Origin of the sequence: Pedobacter albus, from assembly GCF_036324255.1 — a bacterium.
Classification (GTDB): Bacteria; Bacteroidota; Bacteroidia; order Sphingobacteriales; family Sphingobacteriaceae; genus Pedobacter; species Pedobacter albus.
In genome coordinates this window covers 1-15,787 of the sequence record NZ_JAZDQT010000002.1, presented here as the reverse complement: position 1 = coordinate 15,787, position 15,787 = coordinate 1, and the positions used below count along the sequence as shown (strand labels likewise).

12 protein-coding genes and 1 rRNA gene are annotated in these 15,787 nt (G+C 43.1%); 2 read left to right on the top strand and 11 right to left on the bottom strand.

Translation table 11 applies throughout. The features are described 5' to 3' along the window. Entirely contained in the window at positions 1–1,977 is a 1,977-nt protein-coding gene (locus VRU48_RS09865; protein ID WP_330107771.1) for a fibronectin type III domain-containing protein, read from the top strand. Between the two features lie 150 nt (positions 1,978–2,127). On the opposite strand, the gene VRU48_RS09860 is transcribed toward VRU48_RS09865, so the two are convergent. The 11 genes from VRU48_RS09860 to VRU48_RS09810 all read right to left on the bottom strand — a co-directional run bounded on the left by VRU48_RS09860 (position 2,128) and on the right by VRU48_RS09810 (position 14,156). Continuing rightward, entirely contained in the window at positions 2,128–2,904 is a 777-nt protein-coding gene (locus VRU48_RS09860; protein ID WP_330107770.1) for an energy transducer TonB, read from the bottom strand. A gap of 2 nt (positions 2,905–2,906) precedes the next feature. Continuing rightward, positions 2,907–4,559 carry a DNA repair protein RecN gene (gene recN, locus VRU48_RS09855; protein ID WP_330107769.1) on the bottom strand — a complete coding sequence of 551 codons (1,653 nt, stop codon included), beginning with the start codon at positions 4,557–4,559 and terminating at the stop codon, positions 2,907–2,909. 81 nt (positions 4,560–4,640) lie between these two features. Then, a complete protein-coding gene (locus tag VRU48_RS09850) occupies positions 4,641–6,095 on the bottom strand; it encodes a S41 family peptidase (RefSeq protein ID WP_330107768.1) in 1,455 nt (484 codons plus the stop codon). 140 nt (positions 6,096–6,235) lie between these two features. After that, the gene (locus VRU48_RS09845) at positions 6,236–6,892 is read right to left on the bottom strand and encodes a DUF6624 domain-containing protein (RefSeq protein WP_330107767.1); all 657 of its coding nucleotides are present in this window, start codon (positions 6,890–6,892) and stop codon (positions 6,236–6,238) included. 12 nt (positions 6,893–6,904) lie between these two features. Beyond that, positions 6,905–8,035, bottom strand: coding sequence for a TlpA disulfide reductase family protein (locus tag VRU48_RS09840; protein WP_330107766.1), 1,131 nt, complete (start codon positions 8,033–8,035; stop codon positions 6,905–6,907). A gap of 186 nt (positions 8,036–8,221) precedes the next feature. Continuing rightward, a complete protein-coding gene (locus VRU48_RS09835; protein WP_330107765.1) occupies positions 8,222–10,237 on the bottom strand; it encodes a M56 family metallopeptidase in 2,016 nt (671 codons plus the stop codon). A 3-nt stretch (positions 10,238–10,240) separates the two neighbouring features. Beyond that, the gene (locus VRU48_RS09830) at positions 10,241–10,618 is read right to left on the bottom strand and encodes a BlaI/MecI/CopY family transcriptional regulator (protein WP_330107764.1); all 378 of its coding nucleotides are present in this window, start codon (positions 10,616–10,618) and stop codon (positions 10,241–10,243) included. A gap of 138 nt (positions 10,619–10,756) precedes the next feature. Beyond that, positions 10,757–11,653 (bottom strand): type IX secretion system protein PorD, encoded by an 897-nt coding sequence (gene porD / locus VRU48_RS09825; protein ID WP_330107763.1) that lies wholly within the window; start codon positions 11,651–11,653, stop codon positions 10,757–10,759. Further along, a complete protein-coding gene (gene coaBC, locus VRU48_RS09820) occupies positions 11,653–12,849 on the bottom strand; it encodes a bifunctional phosphopantothenoylcysteine decarboxylase/phosphopantothenate--cysteine ligase CoaBC (RefSeq protein ID WP_330107762.1) in 1,197 nt (398 codons plus the stop codon). Before coaBC ends, porD begins: the two co-directional genes overlap by 1 nt. Positions 12,850–12,894: 45 nt before the next feature. After that, entirely contained in the window at positions 12,895–13,221 is a 327-nt protein-coding gene (locus VRU48_RS09815; protein WP_199140834.1) for a DNA-directed RNA polymerase subunit omega, read from the bottom strand. After that, positions 13,221–14,156 (bottom strand): outer membrane protein assembly factor BamD, encoded by a 936-nt coding sequence (locus VRU48_RS09810; protein WP_330107761.1) that lies wholly within the window; start codon positions 14,154–14,156, stop codon positions 13,221–13,223. The genes VRU48_RS09815 and VRU48_RS09810 overlap by 1 nt, the downstream gene beginning before the upstream one ends. Before the next feature lie 1,511 nt (positions 14,157–15,667). Here VRU48_RS09810 and VRU48_RS09805 point away from each other — a divergent pair. Further along, positions 15,668–15,787 (top strand): 16S ribosomal RNA (locus VRU48_RS09805); the annotation flags it as partial.

Here is a 15,787-nt window from a genome sequence, read left to right as displayed (position 1 = left end):
ATGAGAACGCTAATCTATATTTGTCTTTCCTTCGTTTCCCTTGCTGCGTTTGCACAGCCCTCGGCTAGGCCGGCCAGCAAAGGCATATACCTAAACCTAGGCAATGAGCTACCCGTTAATTTTCGCTATGTGATCAGTCGCAAGGCAACAGGCGATAAAACTTGGAAACAGGTGGGCGAAACGTCTTTCCCCAATTCGAGCATCATGCTCAAAGCGAGGCTGATGACCGCAGATCCGATATTGAGACAGGGGCAATTGATTTCAGACACCGCCGTAAAAGTACTTTGGCGCAGGGCAGAAGGCGCATTGTTTACCGATTCCATCAGGCCCTATCACGAAATGCCATTGTACGCCTCGGCCGTTGGCGTTGGCTATTTAGATACGACTGCCACACCAGGCGCTTACGAGTATCGGATCTACAAACGCGATGCCGACGATGCCAATATCGATTCGGCCACTTTGGCAATAACTTATCGACCGGCAAAACTGCCTAATTACCTAATTCCTGTCAGCTACGAAGCAGCCGACGAAGCGGTATCTATTTCCTATCAATATCCCGGTACCGAAAAACTGGGTGGCATTAAGGTGCTAAGGAGCAGATTTGGCTACAACCAATTTGAGCAGATACCTGTGTTTACCATCTTCTCTAAAGTAAACGATTCGCTGACGGCCCGAATTACCGACCAAACGGCAGCCTACAAAATGGCGTATCAGTATATCGCCATCCCTTTTGACGAGTTGGGTAACGAAGGCGAAAAATCGGATACGCTTTATGTTTACAATAATTCCAGAACGCACGACATCGGTTTTTTTAAAGCCGTAAGCGCAACAGCGGTTGATAAGGATAAAGCCATTGTGCTAAAGTGGAAATTGAGTAGCCCCGGCGATGTAACGGCAGTTAAAATCTATAAATCGTACAGCTGGGATGGAGAATATGCCTTGGTGGGAACCGCAAACGTAAAAGATACCGTTTGGGCCGATATCAAGGTAAAACCGATGGTTACTTACTACTATCGGCTACAGGCTCAAGGCCCCTACAGCAGCTCGGTAGGCAGCACCAGGGTACAGGCCTTGATGAAAGCGCCAAGAAAGCTAGTATTTCCGCCCCGAAACCTTAGCGCAGAATCTACGGGCAATACGGTAAAACTCACCTTTAGAAAAGTAGATCGCGATGCAAGGGGCTATTACGTGTACCGTAGCGAAGGCTATAATGGCATGCCGGTGCAGCTATCGAGGCTGTTGTTGAGTAAAGATTCGCTACTGGTTTATCAAGATACCATCAAAAATAATCTCAGGGCAGGCATCTATACCTACACGGTAGCTACCATCAATACTTCTTATGAAATCAGTCCGCCAAGCGATCGGGCATCGGTTATGCTAAGCGGACAAATTCCGGTGCCGGCGAAAGTGAAGGCACAGCTCAGCAAGGAGCAAGCCTTGGTATTTTGGAACGACATGACCAAAGAGAACAACATTTCGGGCTATATCGTTTACCGAAGCGAGAAATTGGAAAACGAGGAAAACTATGGCGAAATGAAAAAAATGGCCGATTTGTTGCCCGAAACCAATTCGTATGTAGACAGTACCTTGGCCGAAGGGCATCATTATGCCTATTACATTCAATGCAAAGGTATTGGCAATGATGGGGCAGATACCGGAGGATTAAGCCAAGTGGCCACCGTGCATTACAATGCGCAAAAACTGATGCCGCCAAACAACGTCATCGCCTTGGCGCAGACCGATGGTATTGCATTGACCTGGAACAATCCTTTGGGCATACCGCTAACCAAGGTTAAAATTTATAGAGGCAAGGCAAACGGCGAGCTACAATTACTCAAAGAGCTCAGTGCCAACGAAAAAGATTACGTAGATACCGGCATAGAAAAAGAAACAACTTATTTCTACACATTAAGCATTATCGATTCGAGAGGCAAAGAGAGCGTGCAAACCAGTCCCTTGGGTGTAAGAAGTAAATAGAAGTTGCTTAACCCAGCAACTCTCTCGCATTTTGCATTGCCGATTCGCCAGGGTTCTTGCCACTCAGCATTTCGGCAATGGCCATAATTCTTTCTTTTGGGGTTAGTTTGCGAATGCCAGTGGTTGTTTGATCACTGGCTTCATTTTATGTTAATCGGTTAGCTTAAAAGCAATGTCAGTTTGATAAATGGCATGGATAGGCCTTCCGTTTCTTATTCCAGGATTCCATTTTCTGCTTTTTTTCAAAACTTCAAGTACAGCCTCGTCACAGCCATAGCCCAAGCCATTTATAATGCTTGGAAATAATAATGTGCCATCTTTTGCAATGCTAAACTGAACGGTTACTGTACCTTCAATGTTGTTTTTTATGGCATTGGATGGGTATTTTAGATTTTTGTAAATATATTCTTCAAACTTAGACGGTCCGCCTGGATAAGATGGGTTTTGCGTGATGTAAAAAGAGCAGCCTGGAAAATCTGCTGTTTTAAATTCGCTTTTCTTCTTCTGGCTTGTTCTTTTTGCCGAGATAACCAAGGTTTGCGGAGTGGCATATTTCAGCGTGCCTGGCCAGATGGTAATGTTTAAAAACCGGCTTTCCTTATTTATAAAAGTATGTTCTTGATTTAAGGCAAAAAAAGTGAGCGTATCAACAGGCTGGATCCCTTCCAGTTTGAAATTTCCCAAACTATCTGTTATGGTGGCGTATTTTAGATTAGCATAGCTGAGGTTTGGAGATCTGGTTTCAATAACGATATTGGAAAGTTTGGAGCCATCTCCCGCAATTAATCTGCCGGCTACATGGATAGTGTCTAGTTTTACTTTATTTATTTTAGTTTGTGTAAATGCAACCTGAACGAATATAAAAGGAATGGAAAGCAGTACAAGTTTTTTCATATGCAGATGATGAAGGCTGGAATGAAATTCCATAACTAACCCAACAACTCTCTCGCATTTTGCATCGCCGATTCGCCAGGGTTTTTGCCACTTAGCATTTCGGCAATGGCTACAATTCTTTCTTTTGGGGTTAGTTTACGAATACCAGTGGTTGTTTTATCACTGGCTTCATTTTTATACACAAAATAATGCGATTCGCCTTTGGCCGCAATTTGTGGCAAGTGCGTAATAGAAAGTATCTGCATGTTTTGGCCCAAATCGGCAATCACCTCGCCAACTTGGAGCGCCGTTTCGCCCGAAATACCTGTATCGATTTCGTCGAAAATCAAAGTAGGCAAGGAAGTATGTTTGGCCAGCAAAGCTTTAATAGAGAGCATCAGCCTCGACAGCTCGCCACCCGATGCAATTTTGTTGACCGGACCAGGTGCCTGCCCCGCATTGGCGGTAAAAAGCAACGTAACTTGGTCTAAGCCGTCTTTATTGAGTTCGGTCAGTTCTTGTTGGGCCAACACCAGCTTGGCATTAGGCATGCCCACCAGTTTCAAGGTTTTAGTGGTTTCGGTTGCCACCAGTTCAGTAGCCTTTTTCCTGTTTTGGCTCAGTTCCTTGGCTTGAAGATAAAGCACATCGGTTAACTGTTTGATATCGTTTTGCAGGCTTTCAATCTGTTCGTCTGAAGAAAGCAACTGGTTAAGATTGGCTTCAAGCTCCTGCTGTATGGCCAATAGTTCGGCATTGTTGGCTACGCGATGTTTTTGCTGCAAACCGTAAAGTACATCTAAACGTTGCTGTACCTGCTCCAGTCTTTCGGCGCTGTGCGAGGTATTTTCTTCAATACCCGCCGTTTCTGCTACAATATCCTTGATCTCGATAATGCTCGACTTGAGGCGTTCGTACAAGGCACTAATGGCCGGATCGTATTTTTCTACATGGCCAAGTTGCGATGAAGCTTCCTTTAACAGGTCTAAGGCATTGCCCTCGTTTTCGCTGAGCAGGGCATTTGCGCTAAGCAGGCTCCTTTTAATTCCTTCGGCATGGTTGAGGCGTTCCAGCTCCTGTTCCAGTTCTTCCTGTTCGTTGGGTTGCAGCTGGGCCTGTTCCAACTCGTTAAACAGAAACTGTTCATAATCTTGTCGGCTGCGGGCTTCATTGGCTTTTTGGCTAAGTTCTTTAAGCAGCTGCTGATTTTGTTTCAACTGTTTAAATCCGGCTCTGTAGCGCGCCAGAAGTGAAGCGTGGTTGGCTAAAGAATCGACCAGCAACAATTGAAAATCAGGGTTGTTGATTTCTTGGGTGGCATGCTGCGAATGGATATCGATCAACGATTCGCCAATCTGTTTCAAGATGCCCAAATTAACCGGTGTATCGTTTACAAAGGCGCGCGATTTTCCATCGCTCGAGATTTCGCGCCTCAAAATGCTTTCCTTAAAAAAGTCGAGGTCGTTTTCTTCGAACAAGCCTTTTAGCTTATCGTCGGCCAGTACAAAAGTGCCTTCAATCACACATTTTTTATCCTGGTTAAAAAAGTACCTGCTTTCTGCCCGCTGTCCCAAAATAAGCGATAATGCACCTAAAATAATCGATTTTCCGGCACCGGTTTCGCCGGTAATGATGTTTAGTCCCTGGTCAAAATCGATGTCGAGGCTGTCGATCAGCGCGTAATTGCGTATAGAAAGTTTTTGTAGCATACCGATGCTAAATTACTACAAAAGCCCATGGTTTTCAAGAAACCACAGGCTTTAATTCAAAAGTAGCTTGCTCAAACAAAGTTATTTTTGGTTCAGGATTTGGCTGGTCTGTTCAACCCACTTGTAGGCCGGGATGCTTCTGTCCATAAAATAATCGGGCTGTATGCCTTTGGCATCAATGGTAAAATCAGGAATCCGCATACTTCTGGTTAGCGAATAGCCCAATTCAAATTCCTTGCAGGGCGAATCGACAAAATACATGTTCGAAATATCGAGTACACCAAAAGTAGTAGTGCCAAATAGCTTCACCTTTTTGCTTTGCTTGGCGGCCAACAGAAACTGTTCGTCGGTACTGCCATTGCCGTTGTTGATGATGATGCCCACATTTTTAGGGAAAGGCAATACTTTATCTTTCTTCACCAAGCCCACTACATCGTCGTTAAGATTTACAAACTTGCCCAATTGCTTTTCCAATTTGTCGTACGATTCCTTGGCCCATTTTTTGCCTTCTTCGTCAAAGCCATAGTCGGGTTTGCTGATGAAATCGAGCATCCTTTGGTTGTTCAGTTTTGTGGAGAGGTATTCAACGCCAACTTCGCGTATCGGGTTGGTGTAAATAAGCGGAATAAGGCTCGAAAAGCTATTGTCGCTGCCACCGGTTCCGCTTCTGATATCGATAATCAGGTTAGGAGTTTTCAAAATTTTTGCTTTGCTGGCATTGATCACGCTATCTATCGATTTCTTTTGCTGCGGTTGGAAAGAAGGGATGCGCAGATAAAGCGTAGTGGGGTTTAATTGCTCTAAGTAAGGTTTGCTCGAAGAAAGCAGCCTGAAATAATCGGTAAATATCTTGTCGTCTTTCAATTCTGGATAGCTTCTTTTTAAAGAGAAGTTGCCCACTTGCAGGTTGTTCTTGCCGGTCAGCTTCACCGTATTTGATTTGGTGGCAGAATGGTCTCTCATGTAAAAAACGCTGTTGGTCGAATCCTTGCTAGGACTGATTTTAAGTTTAACCTGTCCTTTGGTCCAGCTTGGTGCGCCCGATTCGATGATAAAGCCCATGTATTCGTTGTTCACTTTTTTAATGCCGATTTTATAGGGCGAGGTTTCCCAAATGCCTTCGTAATCTACTTCTTTTTTGTTTTTGAGGTAGGTTTTAAAGCTTTCGAGGTCAACTGCTAAAGTTTCCCAATCCGGAAACTGTTTTTCGGCTGCTGCGGGGGCACTAGCGGCCGGAGTACCTTGGTTCTTTAGCCTGATGGCAATATGGCCTGAGCGGAAAAAAGTTAACCATTCGTACAAAATAGGGGTACAGTCGTTTAACGTCTTGGCTTCTTTTATTTTGGCCAAAATCCGTTTGTTATGGTCTTCGTAGGCTTGTTTGCCCTTGCTGTCGATTACATATTTAAAACCGGCATCGTTTTCTTCGAAGGTCTTTTTTACCCATTCGAAATTGGTTTCGCAGTTGCAGGTTTGCGCTTGGGCCAAATTGTTGGCCAACAAGGCCACGATAAAGAGAAGATAGAATTTTTTCATTTGAGTTAATAGTTGGTATGGTCGTAAACTGCTTTAAAGACGTTGGTGTTTGGTAAAGGTTGCACCGTGACTTAAAATTAATAAAAAAGCCCATCATTTGGTTATGATGGGCCTTGTTCCAAACGTTTTGTCGGTTGGAATTAATTGCCGTTCGCTTTTTTATAGGCTTCTACATCCCATTTCATTTGAAAGCTTTTTTCCAGGTATTCGGCCAAAGGCTGCAGCCCCATGGCTTTTCGCCTTTCGTCTACATGGTCTGGATCATCCAACGGAAAAAGTGATTTTTCGCCCGTTTTGGCATCTGATTTTATTTGACTGCCATAAATCTGTTTTTTGCCTTGCCTCAAAGCCACCCGATCTTCTAAAATGGCCAGGTTGCTCGATAAGATGCGCCCGTCTTTCTCTGCTTTCCTGATCATGGGCAAATATTTTTCTTGCATGGGCAGATTGGCATGTTGGATCACCAAAAACAAAGCCTGGCTACCGTACATACCCACATCTTGAGGGGCTAGCCAGCCATATTTGCTCAGTATGCCTTCTACAAAAAGCTGGTTCAGCGAATCGGTTGCCTTCATTTTGGCAGTAGCGGCTTTTCCCTCGGGCGAATTCTGTTGCTTGGCGTTAACCAGTTTGATATAAGCCATGCGCGTATCCTGGTCTTCCTTGTAAATGGAATCGAGCTGCTTGGCCAATACCTTGTTGAATTTGCTGGTATCGATGTTAAAAGAGGTAACCTGTGCCTTAGCCGCAATGGTGGCGCAAAGGAACAATGATAATAAGAGGGATTTTCGTTTCATAAAATATAGTTCTTAAGGTTGAAGTAATTTGTCGATTCGGTTTGCTAAAGAGCCTTTGCCATTTTCGTCTTTTTCAAAGCCCGAAAAACGCGATTGGATTTTGCCTTCGGGATCAATAACCACGAAAGTAGGAGTGCCGGCTACACCGTATTTAAGCACAATTTCGCTATAGGTTCCTTTTCCGTCCCATAGGCAGGGCCAGGTTGGCTTGTCGCGAGTTAAACCTTCCTTTATGGTCTTTTTATCTTTTTCGACGTAGAAACTGATAATTTGTAACTGATTGGCATATTTAGCTGATAGTTTTTTCAAATCTTCGGTCGATAAGATGCAAGGCCCGCAATAAGTTTCTGTAAAATCAAGCAGTATATATTTGCCTTTGTAATCTGATAGGCGATATTTTTTGCCATTGATATTGTTGGCCTCGAAATCATAAAAACTTTCGCCCTTTTTCAATACGTTGCCTACTTTAAGGTAATCGGCTATGCGCTTGCCAAAAGTGCTGTTTTTAAGTTCGGGGTCAACCGTGTTGAATAGGGCCTCGAAATCAGCCCTTTTGTAGTTGCGCTTTTTGTCATAAAACTCCCGCAGTCCGCTATGCGAATTAAGGTTTTCTTTGATAAAGTTTGAAGTGGCCAGCTCCAACAGGCTGTCGATTTGACTAATTTGTTTGCCTATCGGATTGGTAATGGCTTTGAGGCTATCGGTAGGTGTTTGACCGATATGGGGCCTAAGGAGAAGAACCAGGCTGTCGCGACTTTTCCAGAGGTCCCTGGTTTGGCCGGTCAGTTTATTGGCCACATCCTGGTTTTTTGAACCTGTTAATTGCACATGACGGGGAAAGTCTTTGATGTCGCCTCTGATTGAAATCTTTTCGGGGCCTATTAAAAAAGTGGTATAGCGATAGTCGTTGTTCGGACGTGCAAATAGCCAAAAGGATTTTACCTCAGACGATTTGCCTTTCATGGTAAATTTGCCATCTTTAATTTCGACACTGTCAATAATTATGCCCGCATCGGTGTCTTTTAAATAGAATTTGGTACGATCGGCGAAACCGGTCAGTTCGGCACTTATTACATATTGCTGTGCACGCACAAGAGTTTGGAAGCAACAGAAAATCAGGCAAAAAAGGAAAGTTCTTTTCATTTGAAGCGTTTTTAAAGGGTAAAAAAATAAACTTTAATACTAGACATCAATAAAGAAAAAATGTTGCATGAGTACTTGGTCTGCCCGATTAAAAAAGGCAGGATTGCTCCTGCCCCTTGTTGTTTGTTTGGTTTGGTAAATCGGTTCGAACTAAAAAGAGCACCCGCCTGGGATGCTCTTTAGGTTTTATTTGTCGTTTGTTTTCATTTCTAATGTCATGTTGCCTTCCATTTTGAAGCTGTTTTTGAAAGCCTCTTTGAATTTGGCCGGTGCAAGCTCTTCAAATTTGAAGGTGTTTTTAGAATCCAATACCATTGGCTTAAGTGTGGTGTAGGTAAAATAGCTTTCGAAGGCTTTGGTGCTCGGCAAGAATGACAGGTCGATCGTGTTGTTGGTGTCGAACATCAAAAAGGTTTTATCGGTTTTAATGCCTTTTTTCTTTTTCAGTTCTTCCAAGTCGCTTTCGTATTTTTTTCTCAATTCTTTATATTCAGGCGATTCTTGCAGCTTTCTGTATTGTTCCATTTTTTCTTTCCACTCAGGCGAATTGAATTTTTTCTCGAGTTCTTTGCTGTTGAATTCGATTTTAGCCATTTTGTCTTTCCACTCTTTAGAATTGAATTTTTTCTCTAGCTCTTTGCTGTTGAATTCAAGCTTGGCCATTTTTTCTTTCCACTCAGGCGAGTTGTATTTTTTCTCTAGCTCTTTGCTGTTGAATTCAATCTTGGCCATCTTGTCTTTCCATTCCGGCGAGTTGAACTTTTTCTCTAGCTCTTTGCTGTTCTGCTCCATCTTGGCCATCTTTTCTTTCCACTCTGGCGAGTTGTATTTTTTCTCGAGTTCTTTGCTGTCGAATTCGATTTTGGCCATTTTGTCTTTCCATTCCTTAGAATTGAATTTTTTCTCCAGTTCTTTACTGTTGAATTCGATTTTAGCCATTCTTTCCTTCCATTCTGGCGAAGAGAATTTCTTTTGCAACTCCAAGAACCTGGTCTTGATGCTGTCAGGCATTTCATCTATCGAGGTGTACGTTATCTCTGTACCCCCTTGGTTTGTGGTATACCTGATTTTGCCGGTTTTCTTTTTCGATTTGGCCGTATCGGTATCGGCAACAACAATTAAATGGTTGTTCATGGGTTTGCCTTCGCTAGGCACTACTTTTACGGTGAGCAAGGTTTGTGCCTTTTTGGGTTTGGCAGCTACCGATTTGCTAGGGTTCATCCAGGCCAGCGATACTACTGTTGCAATGGCCAAGGTAAGGATGAAAAACTGCTGTTTGGCATTGATGTAATTGGTCTTCATAGCGGTTATTCGTTTAATACGTTGATACAAATGTTGATTATTGCCCGTGGCCGCAAGTGCCAAAGCAGGCGATTGTTTGTCTTTTAACAGCTCAAGCTTCAAGAGGGCATGGGCATAGGTTATCGGACTGCCTGTGAAATTAACCACCAAGTCGTCGCAGGCATGTTCTCTTTCTATGTGTATGAATTTGGTGGTAAGCCATACAAACGGATTGAAGAACAATAAGGTTTCTATAAAGGTTTTGGCCAGGTTGATCAGGTAGTCGTTTCTGCGGATGTGCGACAGTTCGTGGATCAGGATGGCTTCTACTTGTTGCGTGTCTAATTGGGTTGCCAAGGCAATAGGGAAGAGTACTACCGGTTTAAAGAAACCGATCACTAAAGGTACGTTCACCCTCGACGATAGGTAGAACTGAACTCTTTTTTTGATTTTAAGCTGAGCCAAGGTCAGTTCAAAAATAGGTTTCCAATGTGCAGGAATAGCATCTACATGAGCCTGTTTCAGCTTTTTGAGCTTGGCATAGCTCGAAGAGAGCACTACTAGTTGGAAAAGGATGCCGATGATGTAAACTATTACTACGATCGGAAAATAGGCTTCGGTTTTGGCATTGAGGCTGTTGGCCATGCCGCTTAGGCGTTGATAAATAGCTGGCGTTATGACAATGCTGTTTACTGATGGTGCTGCGCTTGGCCATTGAAAAATGGAACCAAAGGTGAAGCAAAAGCTTGCAAAAATCAGGAACAGCGAGCCAAAGGCAAGGTTATGCTTGATGCGGGCACTTATTTTTGGCCAAATCATTAATACCGCAAATAATAAGGCATAAATGATGGCACCTTGCCATAAAGAGTGGAGAATGCTCCAGCCGATTGCCTTAACGAGATTATTTATCATAGCTTCCATAGCCTATTTGTTTTCAAGTTTGTTTAAATATTCTTTAATCAAATCTATCTCCTCCTTGCTCGCCGTTTTGTTGCCTAGGGCCTGCATCACCAAACGGGCTGCAGATCCGTTAAATACATTGTCGATCATTTTGTTGACCAGTTGTTGCTGGGTTTTTTCACGGTTGATCAACGCTCTGTATACATGTGTTTTCGAACTGGTGTCGCGGTCTACCATTCCTTTTTCGTGCATAATCTGCATGAGTTTCAAAGTAGTGGTATAGCCAGAATCCTTTTTGTTCAGGTCTTCGTGAACTTCGCGAACCGTACAGTGGCCCTTTTTCCAAAGCACCTGTAAGATTTCCATTTCGCCTTCTGTGGGTTTGATGTTGTTGCTGCTCATTTTGTTACACTACGAATTTTTTCGTATTCAAATGTACGAACATATTCGTATAATCAAAATGTTTTAACAAAATTTTAACAAAAAAAATGAAAAAGCCCTCTGCAGTTAAGCGGAGGGCCTATTTTTTAATGGAAAATGTTATTTCGATTTTAATACCTCGTATTTTCCAATGTTTGCCGGATCGATATCGCTCAGCAGGTTGTAGGCTCTGATTTTGTCTTGGGGCAGGCAATTAGACAGTACGTTGGTAATTTCTTCGGCCTTGCTGGCAAAGTAAACGTTGGGGAAAATAGAGCCTAATTTCTGTTTATCCATTTGTTGCAGCGCAGGCAAAAAGCCCAAGATCGTTTTGGCGCCATCGGCTACATTGTCTTGTAGCTTGTCTAGCCCATTGCGGTGATAGTCGTAAATAAACACCCTCAATTCCTTGAATACGTTGTTCAGCAGGTTTTCGTTTAGCCAATAGCGGTTGCGCAAGCCATCAAAAGCTTTCCAGCCTTTATTGCCCGAAGTTTGGGCCACGTTCAATACATTCTGGGCTTTCAGAAAAAAGGGCGTGCCAGCTAGTCGACTAAAGCTGTCTTTGTCTATGCCGATAATGGTGTAGGCATAATAGCCCAAAAGCGAACTCAGGTTGCCGATAAAATTCTGGTCGGAAAAGTCTAGCGATTGGCCGTCGTTATAGTTGAAATCGAAATCCTTGTCGTTGATGTTGAGCAGGGTGCTGTAGTAGGAGCTGCCAAAAACGGGGCGGCTCGATTGGATCTGCGCTTCGGCGCTATAGCCAGAGCTGCCGTCCCAGTTGGTTACGGTAATTACAAAATTGCATTCGATGCGTTCTTGTGGCAAATAGGTTTCGTTTGTCCACTTGTTGTTGTTCAGGAAATCGCGGATGGTATTTTGCAACAGCTCGAGGTTCTTTTTATTGATGTTGGAAATGTTCGGAGCCAGAATCTGTACCCTTGCATTGAGCTCTTGCGCCCGTGTTAAGGCTGCAAAGGCCATTAAAAGAACAATACCTATAATTTTTTTCATTACTTCAGCAATTTGATGATTTGAGCGCAAATGTCTTTGGCCACTTCGGTTTTAGACTTGGTTTCGAAGCTGGTTTTTTCCAAATTTTTATGGAAGATAGTGATTTTATTGGTAGCTGTTTTAAAACCTGCGCCTTTATCGTTCAGCGAATTCAAGACAATAAAATCCAGGTTCTTCTTCTCCAGCTTCTCTTTGGCATAGGCTTCCTCCTGATTGGTTTCCAAGGCAAAGCCCACCAATACCTGATCCTTTTGTTTGAGTTTGCCCAGTTGTGCCAGGATATCGGTTGTTTTTTTGAGCGCTATGCTAAAGCCCTCGTCTTTCTTCTTGATTTTTTGAGTGGCCACGTCAATAGGGGTATAGTCGGCCACGGCAGCACTCATTACGGTGATGTCGCTTTCGGCAAAATGGGCCAGGCAGGCCTCCAGCATATCGGCGGCGCTCACTACATCGATGCGTTGCATTGGGGTGGTGGCCTTTTCAGCGGTTGGTCCGGCAATCAGGGTCACGCTAGCGCCCAGGTTAGCCAATTCGTTGGCTAGGGCAAAGCCCATCTTACCCGACGAATGGTTGCCAATAAAACGTACCGGGTCTATGGCTTCGTAGGTAGGGCCGGCAGTAACCATGGCCTTTTTGCCCAATAGCGGGAGGCCTTTCCTGATCTCCGCTTCCAAAAAGGCTACAATTTCTTCGGGCTCTGCCAAACGCCCTTCGCCATAAAGCCCACTGGCCAGTTCGCCTTTGGCAGGTGCAATAAGGGTATTGCCGAATTCCTTTAGCCTGGCAATGTTCTCTTGGGTACTTTCGTGCTTCCACATGTCGAGATCCATAGCCGGTGCCACAAAAACGGGGCATTTGGCCGACAGGTAAACCGCGGTAAGCAGGTTGTCGCAAAGGCCATTGGCCATTTTTCCGATGGTATTGGCACTGGCAGGCGCAACAATCATATAATCGGCCCACAGGCCCAGTTCTACGTGGTTGCTCCAAACGCCGGTTTCGGCTTCGAAATATTGGGTGTAAACAGGGTTTTTTGAGAGTGTGGCCAGGGTAAGGGGCGTAATGAAATTACTCGCATCCTGGGTAAGAATAACCTTGACGTTTGCGCCAGCCTTGATAAGTGCTCTTACCAAAATGGCCGATTTGTAGGCGGCAATACTGCCACAAACGCCGAGGATAATGTTTTTGTTGCTAAGCATAGTACCTTTGTGCAATTACAAGGTGCAAGTTACGCAAAGCCTTTATTATTTTTGCTCTTTTGAGGGATTTCTGTGGTAAACTTTACCATTCAAGAACTCGTCGATGGCAATCAAAGTAGGCTTAGGCAAACGCTCATAGTGCTTGCTGATCTCGATCTGCTCCCTGTTCTCAAAAATTTCTTCCAAATTGTCGTTAGACGAAGCGAACTCGGCCAATTTGCCGTGAAGCTCTTCTTTCATATTGTTAGAAATCTGATTAGCCCTTTTAGAAATAACCACTAAAGACTCATAGATGTTATCTGTAGCCCTGTCTAAATCGTGCACATTTCTTGTTACCGTTGTGTTCGGTATGGCCGGTTTTGGTGTATTCATTATGATTTGTTTTTAATATCGATTTTATTTGTTGTACTGTCTTTGCGTTTTTCGCTTTTCTTTTCTAGCGCGTTGTATTTGGCAATTTCGGCAGCCTGCTCGGCCAATACTTTTTTGGCGTTTGCAATGCCGGCTTCGCTATCGTCTTTCAGTTGTTTGGCCTCTTTGGCGTATTTGCTGTTCGGATAAGCCTCTATAAATTCGTTGTAGTAGCCTATCGCTTCGTTAAAACGGTCTTCCTGTCTGTTCGGATAACTGTTTTTTGCAAACATGTATTGCGATTTCACGATGAGCAAATTCATTTCTTCGGCAAACTTGATGTCGGGAAACTCGATTTGCGCATTTTTTAGGGCAACCACCGCCGATTTATAGTTGGTAACGTCATAGCCACCCAACTCGTAATACATTTTGGCATTCTCAAAAGCCTTGGTTTCCAGCTTGTTGCGCAAGTTGGCAATGTATTGTGCCGCCTGTACCGCACGGTCGCTTTTAGGGTATAAGTTAATGAACAATTGCAAGGCGTCTATGGCCTTATAAGTATTCTCTTGGTCTAATGACGATTTAGGAGAATCCAAATAATAGCAGTAAGCACCCATATAGCGGCATTCTTCGGCATTTTTGCTGGCAGGATAAGTGTCGGCAAATTCCTTGAACTTGTAACGCGCTGTGGTATAGTCTTTCAGGCGATACAGCGTAAAAGCATAATAATAGTTCAGGTCTTCTGCTTCTGCGGTACCCCTGTATTTTTGGGCCAGTCCCTCAAACAGAATGAGCGCTTTAGAATAGTCCTTTTTGTTATATAGCCTAATCCCTTCCTGGTATTTTCGGCCCACATCGTTGCTTAAACGCAATTTTTCAAAACTGCTTTTGCAACCGGAGGTACCTAATAAAAGGACAGTGAAACTTAAAATGAGTAGGTGTTTAATTTTAAACATTTTGCAAAGATAATCAATAATATAAATAACGTCAATAAAAAACAAATCTGCGCTAAGCTATACAAAGGAAACAGCATGCTGAAATGCTTAACAAATTTTAACATTTGCGATAAATACCGGCGAAGTTTTGAAGTCTTCGTCAATGTTGCTTGCTGATAAAGCCGATAAACCAAGGCAGGCCCGCCCTATCCTTTGCTAAAGCTTTGTACCTATGTAATATAAGAATATACCGGGCTAATTTGCGCTGTTTGAAAAACATTGTCAATGCTTATAGGCAATGGCAGCCCTTCTTTCCGCTTTACGCCATTGCATTCCGTGTTCGCTTCAATAAGGTTTAGCTCATAAAAGATTTTGGTTCTTCGGCCGATTGGGCCCAGTTGTTTAGATGTGCTCATCGGTGCAATCAGAATTGATCCAGATGGAATTGTAAGATGGCAGAAACGTTAGTATAGAATATAAGGCCGGTCGGATGTCACGTGCTGCTTCCTATTCTATATAAGGTGTGGGGCAGTTAATACCAAAACTGCTGCAGGTCGAAGTCTTGTATATATAATATCATACGGCTTTGTCTATGCTATTATATATATGTAGCAACTGGCTAGTCTGTCAAATCGAATAATTAGGTGTAGCTGGTTCTCAATCATGACAAGATAGTTTATATTATAATACTATAGCGTAGCTGCCAGATCGGGGGGGCGAATAAAAGATATGGCAACAGTCTGAACCGGCCCCTGTGGGCTAGTATTATTTCCTATTATATATGTTTAGGATAAGAATAGGATTAGCCAAAAAAGGCTTTATGAAGCCAATTAAGCTGAAGTGTACAGGTAGCTGTTAAATTTTTCTGCAACATTTACAGCGAGTTAGCCATTCGTTGCCACTATTTACTATAAATTGTTTTGCAAAAACGAAAAAGCTTTCTACTTTTGCATCCCGCTTCGGAAGGAAGGGGACACGGTTGAAAGGTTAGATTAAGGGATAAAGAGCGAGAGAATAACCTAAACCATTGAATAGCAGAAAGGGAAAATAAATTTTCAGATTTATTTTTGGGAAACGAAAAAGTTTTCTACCTTTGCAACCCGCTTCGGAAGGAACGGGAAATCCCGAAGGGGATGTTTGAAAGGCGGAAGGGAAAGGGAAAAAAAATAAAATTTTTTTCTTGGAAATTAAAAAGAAGTTTCTATCTTTGCAGTCCCAAACGAAACGGGAAGTTCATCGACGGATGTCGGAAGAACAAAACAAAAAGAAAGATTGAAATAAGCGAGAGGAGTTGAGGAGCATTAAGGCCGACACAAAACAAGCTTAAAGATATAACAGATTGCCGAGAGGTTAAATCGAAAAGTTCATTAAAAGGATATCATTTTTATAACAACGCAGCGAGGCAAACATTAAGTACACAAAGTACATGTGGTCTCGATGTTTCTTAAGTCTAATTCTAACAGACAATTTTTATTAGAATAATAAGACTATTTAGAATAACAAAATAGTCAGAGATTCAAACACAACATTTTACAATGGAGAGTTTGATCCTGGCTCAGGATGAACGCTAGCGGCAGGCCTAATACATGCAAGTCGAGGGGTAGATCGGAGCTTGCTTTGATTGAGACCGGCGCACGGGTGCGTAACGCGTA

Excerpts from the sequence above, each read along its gene's own strand:
- VRU48_RS09865 (WP_330107771.1), top strand. The coding sequence starts at position 1 with ATGAGAACGCTAATCTATATTTGTCTTTCCTTCGTTTCCCTTGCTGCG.
- VRU48_RS09860 (WP_330107770.1), bottom strand. The coding sequence starts at position 2,904 with ATGGAATTTCATTCCAGCCTTCATCATCTGCATATGAAAAAACTTGTA.
- recN (WP_330107769.1), bottom strand. The coding sequence starts at position 4,559 with ATGCTACAAAAACTTTCTATACGCAATTACGCGCTGATCGACAGCCTC.
- VRU48_RS09850 (WP_330107768.1), bottom strand. The coding sequence starts at position 6,095 with ATGAAAAAATTCTATCTTCTCTTTATCGTGGCCTTGTTGGCCAACAAT.
- VRU48_RS09845 (WP_330107767.1), bottom strand. The coding sequence starts at position 6,892 with ATGAAACGAAAATCCCTCTTATTATCATTGTTCCTTTGCGCCACCATT.
- VRU48_RS09840 (WP_330107766.1), bottom strand. The coding sequence starts at position 8,035 with ATGAAAAGAACTTTCCTTTTTTGCCTGATTTTCTGTTGCTTCCAAACT.
- VRU48_RS09835 (WP_330107765.1), bottom strand. The coding sequence starts at position 10,237 with ATGGAAGCTATGATAAATAATCTCGTTAAGGCAATCGGCTGGAGCATT.
- VRU48_RS09830 (WP_330107764.1), bottom strand. The coding sequence starts at position 10,618 with ATGAGCAGCAACAACATCAAACCCACAGAAGGCGAAATGGAAATCTTA.
- porD (WP_330107763.1), bottom strand. The coding sequence starts at position 11,653 with ATGAAAAAAATTATAGGTATTGTTCTTTTAATGGCCTTTGCAGCCTTA.
- coaBC (WP_330107762.1), bottom strand. The coding sequence starts at position 12,849 with ATGCTTAGCAACAAAAACATTATCCTCGGCGTTTGTGGCAGTATTGCC.
- VRU48_RS09815 (WP_199140834.1), bottom strand. The coding sequence starts at position 13,221 with ATGAATACACCAAAACCGGCCATACCGAACACAACGGTAACAAGAAAT.
- VRU48_RS09810 (WP_330107761.1), bottom strand. The coding sequence starts at position 14,156 with ATGTTTAAAATTAAACACCTACTCATTTTAAGTTTCACTGTCCTTTTA.